Raw genomic sequence first — 24017 nt, 5'->3', positions numbered from 1 at the left:
TTAATGCTGCTTCTTAAAACCCGAAGGACTTACACCAACATATTGCTTAAAAAATCTTGAAAAACTACTCATAGAACTAAAACCTAAATCAAAAGCCAACTCTTTTGTTGAAATTTCACTTTTAATCAATCTGCGTTTGGCCTCCGTTATTTGACGCTGCTGAATAATTTGTTTTGCGGTGAGATTTAATTTTTCTTTTAAAATCTGATTCAATCGTTTGGTACTCATACCGATTTCTTCAGCATAAAAATGAGGATTGGTTTCGTTTAAAAAATTAGCCTCCATCAATTCTAAAAATTGAAAAACTCTTTTTTGGTGAAGATCTTGCTTTAAAAAATCATCTTTCTGAGAACGTATTAAATGAAGTAACAAAACTTTAAGTAAGGTTTTTAGCATTATATAAGATGCTAATTCACTATAAAATTCATCTTTAATGAGGTTAATGATTTGTCGAAGTAAAACAACCTCTTTAGCATCTTTAATTTCTAATTCTGGATACTTATTAAAAAGAAACATCACATCTAAAGCATACTCAATATCATCCTCGTCAATAAGTTCACGTTCAAAATTTAATAATACACCGTGATTCGAATTAAAAATGGTCGTATCAAAAACCTCGTTTAAAGGTTTAAAATAAACAATAACTTTATTTTCTTCAATAAATTTGAAATAAACACCCATAGAATTAACTGAAAGTGAAGCTGTATCACTTTCAAAATCATCTACTATCTGAATTTTATTTTTCCAGTGCTCTTTACTCATTCTCTTTTTCAAGTGAACTCCAAAAATAAGAAGAAATTACCCAAATTTATTGTTTAGATAATTTCTGAAACATTACAAACATCGCAATACCAATGATTAAAGCTAGTGCTGCCGCTGTTCCAAAAATCGCTTCATAATCATTAGAAATGTAATTAATAAACGTAGATAAAAATTGACCACCAAACACTCCCATAGAAAACAAACCTAAGTTTTTCCCTTGGTCATGTACCGTACTTGCCTCAACCATCATGTGGTTAAGTAACGGAATGGTAAAACCAAAACCAACACCTATAAACAATACCGTTAACACTAAAAATGGTGCAGATGTAGCAGTTGCTAGCACCAAATACCCTAACATAAAAAACAGAAAACCAAATGAGACCGTTTTTCCATCTCCAAAAGTTTTTACCATTTTAGGCATCTGACTTGCTGTTACAATAGCAATAAGTGAAATAAAAGCCATTAGGTATCCGGTGTGCGATTCGCTAAATCCAAACGATTCTGGCAAGTATAGAGGTAAGGTTACAAAACCTATAAAAAAGAGCATCATAGCTAATAAAGATGCTGTAAAAATTAGCCTAACTTTAAATTTCTGTTTATCACTCGATGTTGTGTTGTCTTGTTCCTCTAGTATTTCAACCTCAGGTTTTGGTAATGTTTTTGCGACTAAAACCAAACACAACAAAGCAATTAAATAAATGTAAAATGGGTATTGCCAATTTAGCTCCCCTAAAATTCCGCCAATTGCAAGAAACACAACGCCACCCAACTCAATAGACATTCCCTGCCAAGCCATCATTTTCATTCTTGCTTCACCTGTAAAAAAATCAGCAATATACGCCGTTACAGAAACCTGAACAGCAACTGTAGCTCCACCTAATAAAAACCGATCTAAAATCAGCAGATAATCATTAGCTATAAAAGCACCAATAAGTCCTAAAATAGCATAAGGAATAAGACCTAAACTCAATAATTTTAGTGTTCCTAACTTATTTAAAAGCCGACCAACAAAAGGCGCAAAAACCACAACACCTAAAGAAGGCAATGTAATTAACCAACTTGGTGAAAAACTAAGATTTTTATGCTCTACAATTCCTGAAAGTGATGGAGCGATAACCGTCCCAACCATTATGGTTAAACTACTCACGAAAAGCAGTGTGAAAATTCCGAAGTTTGATATTTGTTTCATAATGCAAAATTCAAACTATTATAATGAAATGACTTTACCAGTTTTCTAGATAAGTAAACCGAAATGGACATTCTTATAAAATAAAATACATAAGCTCAACTTTCAAGTCTTCTCAAATATCCTTAAGCATTTATATTACGAATCAAAAACAGGATCTAAATTCTATTTTTTGTAATTTTCAATCTTCTAATGAGACTTAGTAAGTATATGATACACACTTTCAAAGAATTTTCTACAAATGCTATTTTCAATATTGGAAATGAGAATGATTTATTGTCCTTCAAAAAAGCAAAACAAAGTGAATTTTACACTTTTATTTGGGTAAAATCAGAAGCTGTAGATCTTGTTATTGATAGTGTCCCATTCACGGTACAACCACACAGTATCTTAGCACTTACACCTATTCAATACCTTCAGTATATAAAAGGAACAAATGTTACTGTATATCAATTTAACCAAGAATTCTATTGCATTAAAGACCACGACCAAGAAGTTAGCTGTGTTGGTATATTATTCTTCGGAAATATCAATATTCCTATTATACATTTAGATGAAAAAGAACAAACAAAGTTTGAAACTTTACATGAAGTTTTTATTGATGAATTAGAAACTGAAGATAACATACAAGCCGAAATGCTCAGAATGCTAATGGCTCGTTTTATTATAAAAAGCACACGTTTATTAAAAGCGAAAGAGGGAATTATTGAAACCCCAAAAAGTTCTAAAGTAGACCTCTTACGTGAATTTAATTTTTTAGTAGAACAACATTTCAAAACAGAACACAGTGTTGGTTTTTATGCCGAAAAATTATTTAGATCTCCAAAAACCTTATCCAATAATTTTGCTAAACTAAACAGAAGTCCACTACAAATTATACACGAACGTATTATTTTAGAGACGCAACGCCAATTAAGTTATACTGATAAAACAGCAAAAGAAATTGCTTACGATATTGGTTTTGAAGATGCTTCTCACCTAAGTCGTTTATTTAAGAAACACACCACGTTATCACCTTCAGACTACAAAAAACGACTAAATACCTTAAGTTAGGAAAAATTGACATGCCATAGGGCAAATTATTCATTTTATAACAGCTTATTCTATCGCATCTTTGCATTGTAATATTAAAACAATTAAAAGATGAAACTAAAAAACATATCCTTATTCAATCTCATAGAAATATTCACTAACAACAAAAAACGAGTTGTTAACACCATTAGCCCTAAAACATACTGTGAACAAAAACATATTCATGACTTCTATTGTGATGCAGAAAAACCTTTTATAGGTTAAAACAAGACAAAGGGAAAAAATGACATGCTAAAGGGAATAAGAATCATTCCCCAACTCTTATAAAACACGCAACTTTGCACCAACAAAAAAAATTAAAATAAATAACATAACACTGAACACCTTTCAGTATAAAAAAATAAATTATGAATACATTTAATATCCCAACAAAAGAAGAAGTAAGTTCAAACAATCAAGCCATTTTTGAAAATTTAAATAAAGCTTTAGGTTTTGTTCCAAATTTATATGCAACATATGCACATAGTGATACAGCTTTAGAAAACTATCTAAACTTTGCTAATGCTAAAACATCATTATCTGCAAAAGAGAAAGAAGTCGTAAACCTTGCTGTAAGTCAAGTTAACGACTGTACATATTGTTTATCTGCACACACAGCAATTGGAAAAATGAATGGTTTTACAGATGAACAAATCATAGAATTAAGAGCTGGTTTTTCTTCTGTAAATGACAAATTAGATGCTTTAGCAAAATTAGCTAAAAACATTACCGAAAATAGAGGAAAAACAGATGATGCTGTATTAGAAAACTTTTTTAATACAGGATATACAAAAGGAAACCTAATTGATACTATTTCTTTAGTTGGAGATAAAACAATTTCTAATTATATACATAGCACTACACAAGTGCCAGTAGATTTCCCAATTGCTCAACCTTTAAAATAATAAACCCAATACTTAATAATAAACTTTAAAAATAAAAAAAGATGAAAAAAATTATCACATTACTCGTAATCGCGTTAACTTTTACATTAACAGGAAATGCTCAAGACTCTATGAAAATGAAAACTAAAGCAACAACTGTTTCTTTAGAACAAACGACTGGAGAATTCACTCAAAAATCACTTAAATTAAAAGAAGGAGATTATATTTTTGAAATCGCTAACAAAAATGTAGGACACCAAGTTGGTTTCGTATTAGTACCTAAAGGAAAGGATGCTTCTAAACCAGAAAACCACATCAGCACAGCTTATGTTACTAAAGCCGTAGAGAACAACACAAAAGAAACTAGTAAAGTTACAAGCTTAACTAAAGGAGAGTATATTTATTTCTGCCCTTTAAATCCAACACCTCAATATACATTGACTGTAGAATAAAGTAAATGTCTCTAATTAAATAAAGAAAGAGCAATCCAATGGATTGCTCTTTCTTTATTTAATGTCACCCTCTTCACAATAGCATATTATATTACCTCAGGAAAATATATTAATCATTAAAATAAACACATAAAAAAATACCCGTTAAAAGGATGCTAAATTCTCAAAAAATCAGGAAAAATACTGCTTCTTACCAAGTAATGTGAAGATGTTTCTTGCTAAATTATCTATACTTCAAAAATAAACAAAACCTATTTTAACTATGTTAAACACATGTTTTATCTAGGTTAAGTATTCGTTGCAAAACAATATGACAAAATAGATAACAGACTATTTAATTATACAATAGTTAACTCTACTCCCATTTCTAGTAATCTGCGTTTTGTATTCTCGTCAATACCAGAGTCAGTAATAATTTGATCTACCTCATTAAGTTCACAAATTCTACCAAAACCCTTTTTATTAAATTTTGAAGAATCAGCTAAAACAATAATTTTTTGTGACGACTTTATCATCTCCTTATTTAAAGAAGCCTCCATTAAATTGGTTGTTGTAAGCCCATAATCTAAATCAATACCATCAACACCTAAAAACAATTTAGTAAAGGTAAATTCTGCTAACATTTTCTCACCAATAGGTCCAACAACAGAAGCAGAACTAGGCCTCACCATACCCCCTAATTGCATAACATCTATTTCTTTATTTTTAGATAAAATAAGAGCTGTACTTAAAGAAGCCGTCAAGACAGTTAATCCCTCCACAGGTTTAATGCGTCTAGCAAATTCAATAACAGATGTACCAGAAGCAATAATTATGCTGTCATGTGGCTCTAAAGTTTTTGTAGCAGCTTTGGCTATTTTATTCTTTTCTTTTGCATTAATTTTTTCTTTAACCTCAACATGATTCTCTGTAATATATGGATTTACAGGTATTGCTTTTCCATGAGATCTAAACAGTAATTTTTTTTCTTCAAGAAGCTTAAGATCCTTTCTTATAGTCACCAATGAAACATTAAACTCTTCACTTAAATCATTGACATTTACAAATCCATCTTCATTTAATTTACTTAATATGAGTTTATGACGATCTATGATATTCATTGCTTTTTCTTCGTTTTAAACAAAAATAAAGATTATTAATATCATTTTAACATTGAAATCACAAATATTCTTGATTTTTTTAACACAAAACGAAACCTCTTTTATGTATTCATGAAATAAATTGACAAAAAAATCATAATTACAAAATTAAAACACGCCTTTATTGTTAAAAAAACATATAAAAATTAAAAATAACAATAAAAAACTTTTTTTTAGTTTCGTTTTGTTGTAGTTTTATACTCGGAAACAAAAATAACAATAAGTTAACAACATATTAATCTAACCCGTTATGGATAGAAATAAAATGATAAGTAAGTTAAGAAGTGATTCAAAAACTTATGATTTCGTAATTATAGGAGGAGGAGCAACAGGTATTGGTATTGCTCTCGAAGCATCTGCAAGAGGATATTCAGTTGCATTGCTTGAAAAATCTGATTTCACTAAATCAACATCAAGTAAAGCGACAAAATTATTACACGGAGGTGTAAGATATTTGGCGCAAGGAGATATTGGACTAGTAAGAGAAGCCGTAGTAGAAAGAGGTTTAATGCTAAGAAACGCACCCCACATTACTAAAACTCAATCTTTTATAATTCCAACACATGGACTTTGGGATGAAATATTATATACTGTTGGTTTAACATTTTATGACTTATTAGCTGGTAAGTTAAGTTTAGGAAGATCAAAACGCATCTCCAAAGAGAAAACTTTAAAACGTATCTCTCTCATCAATCCAGATAAAATATCTGCTGGTGTCGTTTATTACGATGGTCAGTTTGACGACTCACGTATGGCGATAAATGTTCTTCAAAGTTCAGTTGAAATGGGAGCCTTAGTCGCTAACTATTGTTCCGTTGAAGGCTTAATTAAAGATGAAAACGGAAATGTAACAGGTGTTAAAGCTCATGATGAAGTAGACGGAACCTCTTTCGAAATAAAAGGAAAGCAAGTTGTTAATGCTACTGGGGTTTTTGCTGATGATGTGTTACAGATGGACAAACCGGGTGCTGAAAAAACAATTGCACCAAGTCAAGGTGTTCACTTAATGTTAGATAAGTCTTTTTTACCAGGAAATGACGCTATCACTATACCAAAAACAGATGATGGCCGTGTGTTATTCTTAGTGCCATGGCACAACAGAGTTATAGTAGGAACAACAGATACACCTTTAGAAAAAGAATCATTAGAGCCAGTTGCTCTTGAAGAAGAAATAGGGTTTATTTTAAACACCGCAGGTCGTTACTTAACCAAAGCTCCAAAAAGAAGCGATGTACTAAGTGTATTTGCAGGATTACGTCCTTTAGCAGCTCCAAAAGCAAAAGGAAATAAAACTAAAGAAATATCAAGAAGTCATAAAATCTACACTGCAGATTCTGGACTATTAACTATCGTTGGAGGTAAATGGACCACTTTTAGAAGAATGGGACAAGATTTAGTAGATACTGCTGAAAAAAATCACGATTGGAAACACATCCCTACCAAAACAAAACGTTTAAAAATTCATGGTTACAAAGAAAACATTAATCATAATGATCCTTTGTATTTCTACGGTAGTGATGAAGAAGAAGTGCTAAAATTATCTAAAGAAAACGGATGGGATAAATCCCTAAGTGATTCTATGGGAGTTATACAAGCACAAGTTGTATGGGCTGTACGAAATGAAATGGCTTTAAACATCGAAGATTTTCTTGCTAGAAGAGTTCGTTGTCAATTATTAAATGCTAAAGAAAGTGTTACAATGGCACCAGAAGTTGCTAAAATAATGGCAAAAGAATTAGGTAAAGATGAAGCTTGGCAAGCTGCACAAGTAGAAGAATACACTAAGGTGACCTCTAATTATATACTATAAACAACAAATTAAAAACAACTAAATCAAACTGTAATGAAAGACAAATTAATTTTAGCGTTAGACCAAGGGACAACATCGTCTCGAGCTATTTTGTTTAACCACAGCGGAGAGATTGTAAAAGTATCTCAAAAACCTTTCGAACAAATATTTCCAAAACCGGGATGGGTAGAACATGATCCAAATGCTATTTGGTCATCACAAATATCAGTTGCTGCAGAAGTTATTGCACAACATGGAATTAACGGAGAATCTATTGCTGCTATCGGTATCACAAACCAAAGAGAAACTGTAGTGGTATGGGATCGTGAAACTAGCGAACCTATTCATAATGCAATTGTATGGCAAGATAGAAGAACATCTAGATACTGTGACGAGTTAAAAGAAGCTGGTCACACAGATATGATTAAAAAGAAAACAGGTTTAGTAATTGACGCCTATTTCTCTGCTACAAAATTAAAATGGATTTTAGATAATGTAGAAGGAGCAAGAGAAAAAGCTGAAGCTGGAAAATTATGTTTTGGTACTGTTGATTCATGGCTTATCTGGAAACTTACTAGAGGAAAAATGTTTATCACAGATGTTTCAAACGCAAGTAGAACAATGTTATTTAACATTCATACTATGGCGTGGGATGAAGAATTAATGGAATTATTTACTATTCCTAAAGCTATGTTGCCAGAAGTAAAACAAAGTAGTGAAGTATACGGAACTACTGCAACAACATTATTCTCTACAAAAATTCCAATCGCAGGTATCGCAGGTGATCAACAAGCTGCATTATTTGGACAAATGTGTACAAAACCAGGAATGGTTAAAAACACTTACGGAACAGGATGTTTCTTATTAATGAATACTGGTGAAGAAGCTGTTTACTCTAAAAACAACTTATTAACGACTGTTGCATGGAAAATAAACGGAAAAACTACTTATGCGTTAGAAGGTAGTGTTTTTGTTGGTGGTGCCGCAATACAATGGTTACGTGATGGTGCAAGAATGGTAAGAACTGCCCCAGGTATTAATCACTTAGCTGAAATGGCGGAAGATAATGGTGGTGTATATTTTGTACCAGCATTAACAGGTTTAGGTGCTCCTTACTGGGATCAATATGCACGTGGAGCTATGTTAGGAATCACTCGTGGAACTACTGATGCACATATTGCTCGTGCAACATTAGAAGGTATTGCTTTTCAAGTTTACGATATCGTTAGAGCTATGGAAGCTGATGCAGGTAAAAAAAGTATTGAACTTAGAGTTGATGGTGGTGCAGCTGCAAGTGATTTGTTAATGCAAATTCAATCTGATTTATTTGGATTTAAAATCATTAGACCTAAGACCCTTGAAACAACAGTTATGGGAGCTGCATATTTAGCAGGTTTAGCAGTTGGTTATTGGGATAGTATAGATGATATTCAATCTCAATGGGAAATTGACAAAGAATTTTACCCAGAAGCTCCTCAAGAAAAAGTAGACAACATGCTGCATTACTGGCATAAAGCAGTGAAGTGTGCTCAGAACTGGATTGAAGAATAAATAAACTCTAATACAACAACTATAAAATTAAACAATCATGTCAATATTATTAGCAGAAATATTAGGCACCATGATCCTCATTATATGTGGTAATGGTGTCGTAGCAAATGCCGTATTAAAAGGCACAAAAGGTAATGGATCGGGGTGGATTGAAATCACCACAAGCTGGGCCTTAGGTGTATTTCTTGGCGTTATCATAGCAGGACCATATAGTGGTGCTCACTTAAACCCAGCTGTAACTGTTGCTTTAGCAACAACAGGTGGTATTTCTTGGGCTGTAGTACCAGAATATCTTGCCGGTGAAATGATCGGTGCCATGTTAGGTGCATTTTTTGTATGGTTAGTATACAAGGATCACTTTAAAATTACAGATGATGAAGGAGGTAAATTAGCTTGTTTTAGCACAGGACCAGCAATAAGAAACACGGTCTCTAACTTAACTAGTGAGATTATTGGAACTTTTGTTTTAGTATTTGTCATCTTTTATATCGCAGGACCTACTATTAACTTAGGAGTTTCAGGAAGTACTGAAGCAGCTATAGGACTAGGATCAATTGGAGCAATACCCGTTGCATTTCTTGTTTGGGTAATAGGTTTATCCTTAGGAGGTACAACTGGCTACGCTATTAATCCCGCAAGGGATTTAGGACCAAGAATTATGCACGCTATTTTACCTGTAAAAGGTTCTAGCGACTGGAGCTATTCATGGATCCCAGTAGTAGGACCTATTATAGGTGCTTTAATCGCATCGTTTTTATACATGGCCATAAGCTAATACATCTCTCTAATAACAAAAACAAATGAAAAAATTATTAATAATATTCGTAGCACTAATTGCAGTGCAAATGGGCTATGCTCAAGACACAGAATTAAAAGACAGTCCAATTGATTTTAATTTAGACGTAAAAACAAACCATCTTTGGAGAGGGTTAGTTATTACAGATAAACCAATGGCAGCTGTTTTTTCAAAACTAAAACTAAACGAATCAGGTAGTTTTACTGCTGGATTCTGGGGAGGAATGGCTTTTTCTAATGATAGTGATGGTACTTCTTACAAAGAGATAAACTACTATGCTCAATATGCAAAAAACGGTTTTTCTATAGCGTTATGGGATTTATTTAACACAAGAAGTGTAGAAAATCCTGATGTGTGGAATTATGATAAAAACACAACTACACACCTATTAGATTTACGTACTTCTTACACTTTTAAAGGTGATTTTCCTTTAAGATTAGAAGCTGATGTATTGCTATACGGAACTGGAGATGCACAATTAAATGACGAAGGAGAGTTAGAGCAAAGATATTCTACTTACGTAGAAGCATCTTACCCTATTATCAGAGACTCTAAGGTTAATTTAAATGCTTTTGCAGGTGCTGCTTTTTCTTTAAACGGAGACACTCACTTATATGGTGATGGTGAACAAAATTTCGATTTTGTTAATGTAGGATTTACAGCTTCAAAAACACTTAAATTTTCAGATTTAAGTTTTCCTGTATCAGCTACAACAATGTGGAATCCTTCACAAAAAATAGCTAGAATACAGTTAGCAGTTAGCTTATTCTAAGAAAATTATCATAAGTTTTATTACATACCCTATGGTTTGAAACGCTTTTCAAATCATAGGGTATATTTTTTTGAATATCTTTTCAAGATAATTGAATCCATATAATAAAAAAACCTTTGATTACGTGTGACATTTATTATCACATGTAATCAAAGGTTCAATTATAAATAGTAGATGTTAACTACCTATTTGTAATTACAACTTTATATCATTTTTAAGGTATTCACCTCTTGCTCTGTAAGATGTTTCCAGTGACCACGAGGAATATCTTTTTTCGTTAAGTGACCAATTGCAACACAATCAATTCTTACAATATCATATTTAAGTTCATCAAATATAGTACGTAAGATAGTGTTACCTGTATTTTTAATTTTAATACCTACTTGATTTTTAGATTCACCTTGTATGTAACTAATCTCTTCTACAGAAACAAGTTTTCCTTCAATTTTAAAACCTTCTTGAATCTTTTTTAGATCTTCAAATTTTAAATTTTTATCTAATTCTATTTGAAATAAGCGAGCTACACCATTTTTTGAATTAGTAAATTTTTGAACCACTTTGTCATCATTAGTAAACAATAGCAACCCTAACGAGTTTCTACCTAAACGACCTATTGGCTTTATGTTTACATTAGTTGCGTTAGCTACTAAGTCCATAACCGTTTTACCTTTACCTTCTGCAGTTGTAGTTGCAAATCCTTTTGGCTTATTTAATAACACATAAACATTTGGCTCTGGAGTAATACGTTGACCATCGTAACGCACCTCATCAGTACGCTTTACTTTATGCCCCATTTCGGTAATTACTTTACCGTTAACAGATACTAAACCAATAGCTATATTCTCATCAGCTTCACGACGCGAACAAATACCTGAATTTGCTATATATTTATTTAAACGCATCTCATCTGGATTAGATGGTTTGCTTGCTGCTGGTGTTTTCTTTTTTACGGGAGCATTACCTCTAGCTAAACTATCGGTTTTACTATTAGCATTTCCTCTTCCTGAAGTTTTCCCTTTCCCTTTTCCTTTGCTATCTTGATTTCTGCTCATGTTCTAAATTTTTTGCAAAGATAAACAATAGTTTACATCTTGCACTTAATTATTAAAGTAGTTTAACTCTTGTAATTTTCAACACTTTAAAACTATAAAGGCAATTCTATATTCTATTTAAAACGACCGAAACATCAATTAATAGAATTGAAAAAACACCTGTTACAATTATAAATTTAAGAATATTATGCAGTATTAAATAGTGCGTTTTCTTATTTGATTTTAAAAGGATGATAAGGTAGATAAGCAATAGCATTATACTCAAATAAAAGAAATAATACATATATCCGATTTCAAAAAACAGAATAAGCAACACTGCAGAAACAATAGTTAAAACAGCTACAATAGTTAGCATTAACTTAGACATCTGCTCTCCATAAACTACAGGGATAGTTCTGTAATTTAAAGCTAAATCACCTTTTATATTTTCTAAATCTTTAGTGAGTTCTCTCATAGAGATTAATAAAAACAAAAATATACCATGAGCAAAAACAACATGCTCAAAATTCTGATAATAAATAAAGATGACAAAAAATGGTGTTACAGTAAGTATTGCAGATACCAAGTTACCTACTAAAGGACGTTTTTTTAAACGATGTGAATAAAACCAAATCGCAAAAATGTATATAGAAAAGAAAATTACAGCCTTAAATGACACATAACTAGCAAAGACAACTGCCACAAAATTTAGCACAAAATAAAAAGACAATTTTGTATTTTGACTCACCAAACGGTCAAGCATTGTTTTTCGAGGCTTGTTTATTAAATCTTTTTCAGAATCGTAGAAATTATTAATAATATAACCTGATGCAATTGTTGCTGAAGATGCTAGAACTAACATTAATAAATTAATATCTAAAAGTACTGATTTAACAGGTTTAGTATGTGCAAAAATATAAATAGATGCTAAATACTGAGCGATAACTACAACTAGAACATTATAGCCTCTAACAACAGAGAATAGGCCGAAAAATTTTAATAGAATGTGTTTCCGCCTTCTAGATAACATAATTTGATTAAGAAAAAATTAGAAATAAAACTTCAATCTACTTTAATAAAATACATTTCTTAAAGCTTACTGAATAACGGAATCAAAATCTAAAAATTATAAACAACTTCTAATTTCTGACCCTTAAGCGCTTCCCTAGCTTTATCTATATTTTCAGTAAATCCTAAGATATAACCTCCACCACCAGAACCACAAAGTTTTAAATAGTAATCATTAGTATCTAAGCCTTTTTTCCATAAGTCATGAAATTGAGCAGGAATCATAGGCTTAAAGTTGTTTAAAACAACTTTAGATAATTGCTTTGTATTTTTAAACAACGATTTCATATCACCCTTTAAAAAATCATCTACACAAGCATCAGTATGCTTTATAAATTGATCTTTAAGCATGCTACGGAAACCTTCATTTTTCATGCTTTCCATAAAAATACTTACCATTGGTGCAGTTTCACCAACAATACCACTATCTATTAAAAATACAGCTCCTTTTCCTTCTGCTTTTTGTGAAGGAATACCTGTAGCTTCAATATTATCTTTCGAATTGATTAAAATAGGAAGACTTAAATAACTATTTAAAGGATCTAATCCTGAAGATTTACCATGAAAAAATGATTCCATAGCAGAAAAAACAGATTTTAACTTTAGAAGTTTTTCACGTGTCAAGTTCTCTAAAACTGTGATTTTGTCACTTGCATATTTATCATAAATTGCAGCAACTAAAGCACCACTACTCCCTACTCCGTATCCTTGTGGAATTGAAGAATCAAAATACATGCCTTCATTAAGATCTCTATGTAATTTACTTGCATTAAAAACCACCAAATCCTTATCTAAACCCTCTAAATACGTCGCAAAACGTTTTAAACTAGCGTTAGAATCTGTAGCTTCTTTAGTTTGGTTATCACTAAGTTTTAGTGCACCATTATAAAAATTATAAGGAATAGACAAGCCTTTAGAATCGCGAATGATTCCGTACTCTCCAAATAAAAGAATCTTAGAATAAAATAATGGTCCCTTCATAAATTTAAAGCAATTACTTTAACAAATATACGTATTAAAATTAGATTTGGTTTGCACCCAAACCAATTTGGTCGCAAATATAATGTTCATTTTGACAATAGCTAACCAATTCATTTTTAATAAACTCAAGAACACTTTTGGTTTCACTTTCTGGATACAGAATATGCACATTTGCACCTGCATCTAGCGTGAAACAAACTTTAGAATCGGTCTTTGCTCTAAAGGCCCAAATTTTATTAATAACCTCTAGTGTGTTTGGTTTCATTAATATAAAATAAGGCATACTCGTCATCATCATAGCATGGAGCGTTAAGGCTTCACTTTCTACAATTTTTACAAATTCATTTAAATCACCCGAAGCTAAAATCGTTTTTAAAGTCGCTAAATTATCATGCGCTTGCTTAAAACGTTCTTGAGCAAATGGATGTCCATACATTAACTGATGACCAACCGTACTACTCACCTGCTTCTCTCCTTTATCGACTAACAAAATAGTGTCTTGATAATTTTTAAAGTTAGAATGCACTTCACCTTCAAATTTTACACCGTATAAATCTGAACTTTCAGCTATACTTTCATTCTCTCCCCAAACAACAAGTTCTCCTTCAATACTTCTGCATGCACTTCCGGATCCTAATCTTGCTAAAAAAGATGCTTTTTGATTAAAATATTTAAGATCAGAAGACTTTTCTACTGCATTCAACTTATATTCAATACTCATTAAACACAAAGCAATAGCACTCATACCTGATGCAGATGAAGCAATACCAGAACTATGAGGAAATGTATTTGAAGTATCAATTTTAAAATGATAATCTCTTAAAAATGGCATATAAGCTTCAATACGCTCAAAAAATGTTTGAATTTTTGGTTTGAAGGCTTCATTTTTTTCACCTTCAAAATACACTTCAAAACTAAATTCTTTGTCTTCCTTTTTAGTATAAGTAACTTCCGTTATGGTTTTACAATTAGAAAGAGTAAAACTTATAGATGGATTTTCTGGAATTTGATCTTTCTTTTTCCCCCAATATTTTACCAAAGCAATATTACTTGGTGAAGCCCATTTTACAGAACCTGTTTCAACATTAGTGCGGTATGATTTTAGAATAAAGTCTTGTGCTGTCATTACATATTAAATATTAGACAAAGATAAGAGTTTTACCATTGTTTTATAGTTTCTGGCTGTAGCATTGACATCTAGTTTTTTTTCGAAGTAACTTAAGTTGAATTTAGATTTACCATAACCTTGAGAACAAAACAAATAAATACAGTTGTTCATAATCTTATAATCATCATCTATATATCTTTTTTCTGAGGCTTCTTTTATCAACTTTTCGTTTGAAATATCACTCAAAATAACGAAATAACTATGCTCTTTTTTAGCATCACTAAAAGGACAATTATTAAAAATAATTTCTAATTCACTTCTTAAAAGTACCAAAACCGGAATTTCAAAACCAAAATGAGTTAATATTAAATTTTGTATCTTATTTTCTAAAACTCTTTTATCCTCATCTATAGTCTTAAAAATAACATTACCACTTTGCATATAAGTTTGTACATTTTCTAATCCAGATTTAGATAATAAAGTTTTAAGCTCTTGTATTGAAATTTTTCTATGTCCACCAACATTAACCCCTCTGAGGAGTGCTATATAATTTTGCATATTACATCATATTAAAGTATTAGCTACTAATTATTAATAAAACTCGTTATAAATAATATTTCTTTTACAAAAATCTACTAAAATAAATTTACACAACAAAAAAAACACTAAACCACCTATACTACAGGCACTTAACATGATTTTTAATTGTTTAAAACATTATAAATTAGCTAATTAACATCTTCAAAATACAAATAAACACGATTAAATGTTGCAAAAGCTTGGTAAAAGTTTAGTTTTACACTCTTAATAGTTGAATTACATGTGTTTCCCCAGATCCAATGCTATTATTATTTTATTTGTTTTCTTTTTTTTTACAGCTTTAAATGTAAATGCGCAAAAAAAGAATCTAACAGATAATAAAAGTGCATTTTATTCTTTTGATAGTTATACACTAGATCGGTTAGTTTCTAAAGACAGCCTCTACAAAGCTACTATACTCGTTAATGAAGCTATAGATTTCTCGAAAAAAAATAATTTCAAATTAACTGAAGCCAAGGCCTACAATGCTTTAGGGACAGTTCTAGTTAAAACTTCTAATTTTAAAAAAGCGGAAAGTTATCATGAAAAAGCATATCAAATATTTGATTCACTGCATAATAAAAAAGGAAAAGATCTTGCTCTAGCAGGATTAGTAAATACTTATGTTCACGAAAAAAACTATAAGAAATTTGATAGTATATACCCTATAGCTCAAGCATTATCAAAATCTTTGAATAGTGAAATTTATTTTATAAATTTTGAGAATTTAATTAAAAGGAACTATTATAATTTAAAAAACAATAGTCTTTTAGAAACTTCTACAAAAGGATTAGAAATTATCAATAATACAGATTTCAGTACTCTAAACAACTCAAAAGATTATCGTACCGAAAATTTAAAACAAGCTTTAACTTTATCTTATAAATACTACAACAGTATTGCTAGAGTAAAAGTGGACAACGTTACTTCTGAAGATTATACGGCTCTATTATCAATAAATGATAAGGATTTAATGTCTGTTTTAAAAACAGACATGAGCACTTATAGAAAAGTTGCTACACTAAATTATTATAAATATTCATACTTCACTTATGCTAATAAAAATTTAGACTCAGCAAATAAGTATCTTTTAAAGTCTGACAACTACAAATACATTGCATTAAGACTCAATGAAAAAAAAGAGGCCCGAAATGGCGAGTTAATTTCTAAGATAATTAATGCTGAACAACAACTAAATTTAACTAATGAGATTCAGAAAAAAGATATTAATAATTCTAAAATTTTTCTGCGAAGTACAATCATAGTTAGCATCTTATTTATTATTACATTGGTTAGTTTCTTTTTCTACTTTAAAGGAAAAAAGAATCTTGAAAAAATGAATAAAGCTTTAAAAGCTTCAAATTCTAAATTTATTAAAATTGACAAAGATAGACTTGAATTTTTCTCAATATTAAGTCATGAGTTACGTACACCAATTTATGGTATTAATGGATTAGCAACACTAATCGATCAGGAAAATGATAAAACGAAAAAGCAATCTTATTTAGATTCTCTTATATCATCTAGTAATTATTTATCTGTTTTAATTGATAATATTCTACAAGCAAACCGATTAAAATTCGACAAGAAAAGTCTTAGACTAAAACCCGGAAAAATAAATAAAATTGTTAACCATGTTGTGAGTACCGTTGCTGTAGCTGCAAAAAACAAAGGTTTAGATCTTAAGGTTCATATTGATGAATCTGACGAATACGAGCAGGTATATATAGACAAAGTAGCCTTTAGTCAAATACTAATCAACTTGGTATACAATGCTATTCGCTATACAAAAAAAGGATATATTTCCATCAATGTTTTTGAAAAAGCACGAAATGAACATCATATTACTCTACGTTTTGAAGTAAAAGACACAGGTATTGGAATTAAAGAAGAACATAGATCTGTTGTTTTTAATGCCTTTGAAAACAAAGCCTTTTTGAATAAGAACAGTAGTGGATCTGGGTTGGGTTTACACATTGTAAAAACCTTACTTGAAAGCCATAATTCTCATATAGATTTCACTTCAACACCTAATAAAGGCACTTGTTTTTTCTTTGAGATAACATTTAAGAAAATTGACCTCAATAATCAAACTGAAAAAATTGCAGATACATCACCCGTTAGAGACATGCATATTTTAGTTGTTGATGACAACAAAATAAATCTATTAATCACCAAAAAGAATATTGAAAAAATTGAAGGTTACAGCTGTGAAACCGTTTCTAACGGAGAAGAAGCCATTTCTTTAATTAAAAAGATGAATTTCGATTTAATTCTAATGGATATCAATATGCCAGATATGGATGGCTATGATGTTACAAAACATATAAGAATGTTTAATTCAGGAATTCCAATTTTAGCATTAACAGCATTAAACTCTAACGAAATTTCACAAAAAGCAGAAGAAGCAGGAATAAATCATATTATAACCAAACCTTATATTTTTGAAGATTTTAAAACTGTTATCTCATCTTACAGTGGTGACAACGAAAACTATTGCAGAATCATTGATCCAGAAGCAATGTAAGCACTCGTCCATGCATTCTGAAAGTTAAAACCACCCGTTACAGCATCTACATTAATAACTTCGCCTGCGAAATAAAGATTAGGAATTCGGCGACTTTCAAAAGTTTTAAAATTCACCTCTTTTAAGTCAACACCTCCAGCGGTTACAAATTCGTCTTTAAAAGTACTTTTTCCTGTGACCTGAAAAACAGCACTTGTTAATTGGTTAGCTAATGCTTCTAATTGTTGCTTATTAAGATCTGCCCAACGTTTATTATCTTCAATATCTGAAGCTAAAACTAATTGTTTCCAAAGTCGTTTTGGTAAATCGAAATGCGATAGATTAATTACAGTCTTCTTTGCAAATTCTTGTTTAAAAACTTTTAGTTCGTCTAAACAAGATTCAAAATCTAGATTAATAAAATTGATTTCAATCTTAAAATCATAATCCATTTTCGCCAATTCTACAGCTCCAAAAGCAGAAAGTTTTAAAATGGCAGGCGCACTCATACCAACATGAGTTACTAGTAACGGCCCTTGTGATTCCAAATCTGTACCTACAACTTTAATGTTTGCATTTTTAGCAACAACGCCAGGAATATCTTTAATGCGTTTATCTTTTATATCGAAAGTAAAAAGTGATGGAACCGGATGAATAATAGTATGTCCTAAACCTTCAATAAGTTTCCAAATTTTAGGATTACTACCCGTAGCGATCATTACTTTTTTAGACTGAAAATCGCCTTGAGATGTTTCTATTTTAAATCCACTTTCTAAAGCATCCATAGATTTAACCGAGTGATTATATAAAATCTCTACGTTATGCTTTTTAGCTTCATATAGAAAACAATCGATTATAGTTTGAGATGAATTTGATGCAGGAAACATACGTCCATCTTCTTCAATTTTAAGTTCTACACCACGTTCTTCAAACCAAGCAATTGTATCACCTGTCATAAACTTATGGAAGGGTCCTAAGAGTTCTTTTTCGCCTCTTGGATAATTATGTACCAATTCCGAAGGAATAAACTCAGCATGTGTTACATTACAACGCCCTCCTCCAGAAATCTTCACTTTTTGCAAACCTTCTTTTCCTCGTTCTAATATAGCGACTGATAACTGAGGGTTTTGTTCAGCAATATTAATCGCTGCAAAAAAACCAGCAGCACCTCCACCTATAATAATGACATCTTTGGTAATAGACATAAAATATATTTAAGAAATTGCGTAATTCAGTCTATCAGCTATTAATTTCACCTATTGAACCTCTAAGGAATATTCTGAAGGAATTACAGTTTTAAGTTTTGCAATATAGGATTTAATCACCTCAATATCTCTATCATTTTGATGATTATTTAAAACATCATTTCTAAGATTTATGATTTCTTTTATAATAATTTCTTTATAATTTTCTTTTAAAACATCATTTTGCTGCAACAAATATTGAAACATAATAAATAATTTCTGAACAATTATAATATCATGCTTACAGTAAGTTCTCATGGCAGCCATTACATTATAAAGTAATTCCTGAAAATTTACAGTTTTAATAGAAATAACTGCTTTTTCATCTTCATTAAAATAGTAACTTTTATCTTTTTTAGTCATCCTTAACGCAAACAATTCCGTTAAATAATCAATTGCATTGATGCATGTACCTGGATCATTAACTCCTGGCGACATTGCTTTTAATGCAATCTCAGTAATCTGCTTAAAAGCCAAAATATAATTATCTTCAATAAGCTCACTGTTAGAAAATGTAACAGCTTCTATCAACTTTTTTTCAAGATCTATGTGATCTTCTTTTTCCTCAGCGACTTCACCTTTGTATTTTAGAACAGGTATACCTTTAAGAATATACATTCCTTTTACAGGCACAATATCAATTTTTAAATGATGTTCTTCTGCTAGTGTCGCCAAAGTCTTCATGTTTACATCTTGCATGTAACCTGTTGTGTTAGCGATAATACTCTTCCAGTCTGAGGAATCTTCAAATTCTACATCAATGTACTTTTCATTTTCAATTAACCCTTCTAAACGTTGCTTCGATTTTTTAAATATTTTATCCATAATTGTATTCACTTGAATTTCTTGAGAAATAGAATGAATAAAATAAATAAAAGCTCCTAAACTAAAGGTCATGAAAATAATAGCCAACAGCACAGAGAACCCTGGTAGTTGGTATTTATCTCCCTCTGGTGCAATTGAAACTAAAGTAAAAATACAGTATAGTAAAGAAGAATTATAAATACCAAGTATCACTTGATGTCTACGATTAGAAATTAATCCTGGCAATACTCTAGGCGAAAAATTACTTGAAGCTTGGTTGAGTAAAATCATTACCAAAGAAAAACTAAAAACCATTATTGATATAAGCCCAGCAATAAATGTGGTTAATAAACTTCTAGCAGTCTCGGTATTATTAACAACCAAAATTGGCGCATGCTCTACTAAATATTTAGAAATCCCTATGCTCTCTAAATAGATCATAAAAAAAGCAAATAACACCCCAAATAGGCTAATTATTGAAGGATAGAAAGCAATATTACTTTCTAACTTTTCCAACGTATCCCATATTTTATAAATGTAGTTTTTCAAATTATGTTTTTAAAAACTAAGCCCTAAGCCAAATGAAAATCTAAGACCATCTTCTCCAGTAAATAAATTAAAAGTTCCTGAAAGTGATTCTGCGGCAGTAACCCAAAAACCACCTCCGTAATCATTGTGCCATTTATCTGAAACATCATCTTTTAACCAAACTCTACCAACATCAAACCCTCCAAAAACACCAATTTGTAATGGCGTTACGCTCGTTCTAAACGAATTGAAGCTATATCTTAAATCTGCACTACTTACAAAAGATTTCTTTCCTGTAAATCGTTCTGTTCTGTAACCACGTAAACCTGTATCTCCACCAATATTAGCAGCTTGATAAAAAAGCATATCATCACCTATTCTAAATTGACTTTTTACGTCTGTTTTTAAAACCAGTTTTCTGTCTTCAGATAGTGCATTGTAAAAACCTAGATTTGCATTAATATAGCCATATGTATTATTAGTATCTTCTAATTCGGTCTTAGCCCCTGCATTGATCATGAATTTCATTCCTCGTGTTGGATTTATTTCAGAATCAAAACTCTTATAATTGAATTGCCCCTCTAAACCACCAAAATATTGTCTTTCATAAAATTCTGATGTAGCATCTGGTATAAAATCTGTAATAAATCGATTATCTGTGGCTTCTAATTCTATGCCTTCAAATATTGCTTTTACTCCGTAATCACTACCAAAATCACCTTTTTTAGAAATCCCTGCATAGGCCTGAATGATACTTGTTTTTACACGGTTATAATCGCGATCTAAATCATCTTCAAGATTTACAGTTTCGTTTCCATAACCAAAGAAATTATTAGTGTAATTTTCTGAAGTAAATTGCCCTCCAACTTGTAAATTCCAATTACCAAAGATATTAGAAAACTCACCATCGTAGGTTAAAGAAAACCCATCCGTTGCAAAGAAATAACCTCCATTAAATCTATGTTGACTAGAAAATGGATTTCGTTGAAAACCGTTTTTAGTAATTACATGAGATATACCAAGAGAAATACCATCATCTGGATTATAACCTATAGCTGGGGTTGTAACACGCTGATTCAAAATGTTTTTGTTAAAATCGAATAAATTAAGATTATAAATATCTGTTAATCTTACAGCAGCTCCGCCCTTTTCTTCAATTGTATTCTTTTTACTTTCGTGATCGTAAATCTTTATTTTACTCCCCGATTTGATTTTATACGTATCGTTTTCTTGACCGCCAATTAGCCGTGTAAAGATCTTATGACTTCCATTTCCTGTAACTTCAAAAATATCTTTATCATCTAATCCGTAAATCCATAGCTCTTTTGTTACATCTTTATTCAGTACCTTATCTACAATAACATCGGCTTTTTCACCGCCTTTAATTCTAGATATAATAACACGAGTTTCTTTATCTCCTTGACGAATCACCTCAATATAATCATCCTTATCTGTTCCTGTTAAAATGACTAATTCATTTAAATATTCGTAATATCTAGTAGCAATATCTACAAGATTTTTGCGACGTCCTTTTAAATTTCTCTTAATATCTTCTAATGTTTTATCTTGAACTTCTTTAGGAACTTTAGAAAATGCTTTTTCTATCACCTCATCCGTAATATGCTCTTGAAGAAATTTAGCATGCTCTAACCATTCTTCTTTTCCTGATTGTTGGATTAAAGTACGATCTAGTTTTATACCAGCGTTATTCATCCATTTTATATTCTCTAATTTATCATCATAAATCTGAAGTTGGTTAGCTGCACCTGCAACCACACGAGCGACATCTAATAAGGCTCCATCAAAATTAGAAAACACCTGATCTCGGTCTCTAGGGATTGGTCTGTATAATTTGTCTCCATTTGGCTGATCGAATTGTGCCCAACGCCACTGATCTTGATGCCTATCCCAATCACCAATTAACATATCAAATAAACGTGCTCTTATAAATGCGTTCTCATCAATTTTATATTCTTCATCCTCTCTTACTTTTTCAATAATATCATGCGTACTTTCAATATCATCTGCATAACCAAAATTACGTTCATCTGTATAATTTTCTTCAGGTCGCTCTTCAATCATATAGAGCTCATCCCCATATTCTTCATTAAAATCACCTAAATATTTATGCTTAGGTATAAAGAAAAGTCTTGGATTGGTATGGTAGACCTCTGCTGCATCTGATAAATCTGGCACCACAGTAAAAGCATAAGGGTGTGCTGCTGTATAGAAATCTAAAACTAAACCTTCTACTTGTGTGCGTTCAAAATCATCTTGAATGTAATTCTCTTTAAATAGAACCGTCTGCAAGTATTGCGTGGCACTTTTCTTTAATGCTCGCATATTTAATTCTCTACCATCTTTAGTCTTTAGACGTAAAGACCTTGTTTGGTGCCCACCACCTTTACGCACAATCTCTAAGCCACCGTATAGAGTATCTAATGTGGCTACTTTCGCTTTTATTTTAGTACTGTAGACTTCTCTGTAATGATCCCCCCAAACGGATTTAAAAAAACCTGTTCTATCCGTCTCTTCTTCATCATAAACAGAAACACTAATTTCATTTGGAAATGTATCGGGTAAATTAGAAACATCGTAAGGTTCTTTAACACCTATTATTTCATGTTCAAAAACAAGTTTTGGATTGTCATTTTCTACACTAAAAAACTTAACCCAAGAACTGCCGTCTTTATAAACCACAAGTTCTGCAAAACCTTGCCCACCGTAACTAAATAACCCTTTTGTCCCTAAAGCTGCTGCACCGTCTTTAGAGCCCGACCCTGATACAATTTGTTTTATATTTTCATTTTCGAGATATTGAAGTGTATGCTCGTGACCAGAAACAAACACAATATTTTCTTTATCGAACGTCAGCGTTTCAATACGCTTCATTAACTCGTTGTAACGTTCGTTATAACGATCTTGAATTGAAACACCACCTTGCGTCCTTACTTGTGTAATAAGAGTTGCTAAAATTGGCAATGGCACATTACCTTGCGTTGGATAAAGGTGTTTTTTTGCACCATAATAACCTCCATGAACTCCATTGGTATACATTGGATGGTGCATGGCTATAATGGTTGTTTTATTTTGAGCTTTTTTAATTTCGCCTTCTAATTCTTCAAAAAAACGATCTCTGGTCTTTATTTCACACTTATCATTTATAGTAGGGTTGTTATTCCAATTTTCTAAATACCATTGTGTATCTACCACAATAAGCTTTATATTATCTCCTATATCAATATCCTCAATTGGGCAACCATTTTCTGGTTGAAACGTATTTTTACCTAAGGCATCTTCAATATATTTCTCTTGACGTTTTAGCCCTTTTAGTCCGTTTGAATACCAATCATGATTTCCAGGAATAAATAAGACCTCTCCTTCAAAATCTTTTACCGCATTAATTTGTACATCTAAAGCCTGTTCTGCCTCTGCTCTATCTGAATCATCTTTATCTGGCAGACCTACAGGATAAATATTATCACCTAGAAAAAGAGCAACATCGTCTTTTGTTTCCTTTGTTGAAATATAATTTTTGAAGGCAGACAAGGCACTAGACATGCCACCATTATCCACTAAACCAGCATCACCTATTAAGTAAAATCGTCTATCAACTTCCTTTTCTGGTGATTTATTTACTTTTAATTTTTCTTCTTTATACTGCGCTTCGTATGTAGCACAAGCATTAAAAAACAAAGTAAAAAGTATAACAAGTAGTGTGTATTGTTTTCTCATATTTTAAAGTAAATCACAAAATAATGCTATT

General features: G+C 31.4%; 19 protein-coding genes. 8 read left to right on the top strand and 11 right to left on the bottom strand.

Features of this window, described 5'->3' with window-relative positions:
* Both HSX10_RS01150 and HSX10_RS01145 read right to left on the bottom strand, forming a co-directional pair.
* Positions 1-762, bottom strand: coding sequence for a helix-turn-helix domain-containing protein (locus HSX10_RS01150; RefSeq protein WP_173586364.1), 762 nt, complete (start codon positions 760-762; stop codon positions 1-3).
* A gap of 46 nt (positions 763-808) precedes the next feature.
* Positions 809-1951: an MFS transporter gene (locus HSX10_RS01145; RefSeq protein WP_173586363.1), complete on the bottom strand. Its 1143-nt coding sequence runs from the start codon at positions 1949-1951 to the stop codon at positions 809-811.
* Positions 1952-2158: 207 nt separating this feature from the next.
* Between HSX10_RS01145 and HSX10_RS01140 the strand changes: the two genes are divergently transcribed.
* From HSX10_RS01140 to HSX10_RS01130, 3 genes are all read left to right on the top strand, one after another.
* Positions 2159-3001 carry a helix-turn-helix domain-containing protein gene (locus HSX10_RS01140; protein WP_173586362.1) on the top strand — a complete coding sequence of 281 codons (843 nt, stop codon included), beginning with the start codon at positions 2159-2161 and terminating at the stop codon, positions 2999-3001.
* 386 nt (positions 3002-3387) lie between these two features.
* Positions 3388-3924 carry a carboxymuconolactone decarboxylase family protein gene (locus HSX10_RS01135; RefSeq protein ID WP_173586361.1) on the top strand — a complete coding sequence of 179 codons (537 nt, stop codon included), beginning with the start codon at positions 3388-3390 and terminating at the stop codon, positions 3922-3924.
* 41 nt (positions 3925-3965) lie between these two features.
* The gene (locus HSX10_RS01130) at positions 3966-4355 is read left to right on the top strand and encodes a cupredoxin domain-containing protein (RefSeq protein ID WP_173586360.1); all 390 of its coding nucleotides are present in this window, start codon (positions 3966-3968) and stop codon (positions 4353-4355) included.
* Between the two features lie 338 nt (positions 4356-4693).
* On the opposite strand, the gene HSX10_RS01125 is transcribed toward HSX10_RS01130, so the two are convergent.
* Positions 4694-5455 carry a DeoR/GlpR family DNA-binding transcription regulator gene (locus HSX10_RS01125; RefSeq protein ID WP_173586359.1) on the bottom strand — a complete coding sequence of 254 codons (762 nt, stop codon included), beginning with the start codon at positions 5453-5455 and terminating at the stop codon, positions 4694-4696.
* 289 nt (positions 5456-5744) lie between these two features.
* On the opposite strand from HSX10_RS01125, the gene HSX10_RS01120 reads away from it, so the two are divergent.
* Genes HSX10_RS01120 through HSX10_RS01105 form a run of 4 tightly spaced genes read left to right on the top strand, consistent with a single transcriptional unit; the run spans position 5745 to position 10402 of the window.
* Positions 5745-7304, top strand: coding sequence for a glycerol-3-phosphate dehydrogenase/oxidase (locus HSX10_RS01120; RefSeq protein ID WP_173586358.1), 1560 nt, complete (start codon positions 5745-5747; stop codon positions 7302-7304).
* Positions 7305-7337: 33 nt separating this feature from the next.
* On the top strand, positions 7338-8834 hold the full coding sequence (glpK, locus tag HSX10_RS01115) for a glycerol kinase GlpK (protein WP_173586357.1): 1497 nt from the start codon (positions 7338-7340) through the stop codon (positions 8832-8834).
* Between the two features lie 37 nt (positions 8835-8871).
* Complete coding sequence (locus HSX10_RS01110) at positions 8872-9609, top strand: MIP/aquaporin family protein (protein WP_173586356.1); 738 nt, start codon at positions 8872-8874, stop codon at positions 9607-9609.
* A 25-nt stretch (positions 9610-9634) separates the two neighbouring features.
* The gene (locus tag HSX10_RS01105) at positions 9635-10402 is read left to right on the top strand and encodes a hypothetical protein (protein WP_173586355.1); all 768 of its coding nucleotides are present in this window, start codon (positions 9635-9637) and stop codon (positions 10400-10402) included.
* Positions 10403-10605: 203 nt separating this feature from the next.
* On the opposite strand, the gene HSX10_RS01100 is transcribed toward HSX10_RS01105, so the two are convergent.
* From HSX10_RS01100 to HSX10_RS01080, 5 genes are all read right to left on the bottom strand, one after another.
* Positions 10606-11454: a pseudouridine synthase gene (locus HSX10_RS01100; protein ID WP_173586354.1), complete on the bottom strand. Its 849-nt coding sequence runs from the start codon at positions 11452-11454 to the stop codon at positions 10606-10608.
* A 106-nt stretch (positions 11455-11560) separates the two neighbouring features.
* Positions 11561-12463 carry a geranylgeranylglycerol-phosphate geranylgeranyltransferase gene (locus tag HSX10_RS01095; RefSeq protein WP_173586353.1) on the bottom strand — a complete coding sequence of 301 codons (903 nt, stop codon included), beginning with the start codon at positions 12461-12463 and terminating at the stop codon, positions 11561-11563.
* 89 nt (positions 12464-12552) lie between these two features.
* The gene (locus HSX10_RS01090) at positions 12553-13482 is read right to left on the bottom strand and encodes a mevalonate kinase family protein (protein ID WP_173586352.1); all 930 of its coding nucleotides are present in this window, start codon (positions 13480-13482) and stop codon (positions 12553-12555) included.
* 40 nt (positions 13483-13522) lie between these two features.
* Positions 13523-14608, bottom strand: a complete 1086-nt coding sequence (locus tag HSX10_RS01085) for a diphosphomevalonate decarboxylase (protein ID WP_173586351.1) — start codon at positions 14606-14608, stop codon at positions 13523-13525.
* A gap of 6 nt (positions 14609-14614) precedes the next feature.
* Positions 14615-15148: a DUF1697 domain-containing protein gene (locus HSX10_RS01080; protein ID WP_173586350.1), complete on the bottom strand. Its 534-nt coding sequence runs from the start codon at positions 15146-15148 to the stop codon at positions 14615-14617.
* 262 nt (positions 15149-15410) lie between these two features.
* Between HSX10_RS01080 and HSX10_RS01075 the strand changes: the two genes are divergently transcribed.
* Entirely contained in the window at positions 15411-17696 is a 2286-nt protein-coding gene (locus HSX10_RS01075; RefSeq protein WP_173586349.1) for a response regulator, read from the top strand.
* On the opposite strand, the gene HSX10_RS01070 is transcribed toward HSX10_RS01075, so the two are convergent.
* Genes HSX10_RS01070 through HSX10_RS01060 form a run of 3 tightly spaced genes read right to left on the bottom strand, consistent with a single transcriptional unit; the run spans position 17663 to position 23986 of the window.
* Positions 17663-18880, bottom strand: a complete 1218-nt coding sequence (locus HSX10_RS01070) for a BaiN/RdsA family NAD(P)/FAD-dependent oxidoreductase (RefSeq protein ID WP_173586348.1) — start codon at positions 18878-18880, stop codon at positions 17663-17665. The two genes, HSX10_RS01075 and HSX10_RS01070, sit on opposite strands and share 34 nt — an antisense overlap.
* Positions 18881-18931: 51 nt before the next feature.
* The gene (locus HSX10_RS01065; RefSeq protein ID WP_173586347.1) at positions 18932-20272 is read right to left on the bottom strand and encodes a DUF2254 domain-containing protein; all 1341 of its coding nucleotides are present in this window, start codon (positions 20270-20272) and stop codon (positions 18932-18934) included.
* A gap of 9 nt (positions 20273-20281) precedes the next feature.
* Entirely contained in the window at positions 20282-23986 is a 3705-nt protein-coding gene (locus HSX10_RS01060) for a metallophosphoesterase (RefSeq protein ID WP_173586346.1), read from the bottom strand.
* Positions 23987-24017 lie beyond the last annotated feature (31 nt).

The organism is Winogradskyella undariae (assembly GCF_013285155.1).
In the GTDB taxonomy this organism is placed as follows: Bacteria; Bacteroidota; Bacteroidia; order Flavobacteriales; family Flavobacteriaceae; genus Winogradskyella; species Winogradskyella undariae.
This window is presented reverse-complemented; position numbering and strand designations above follow the sequence as displayed.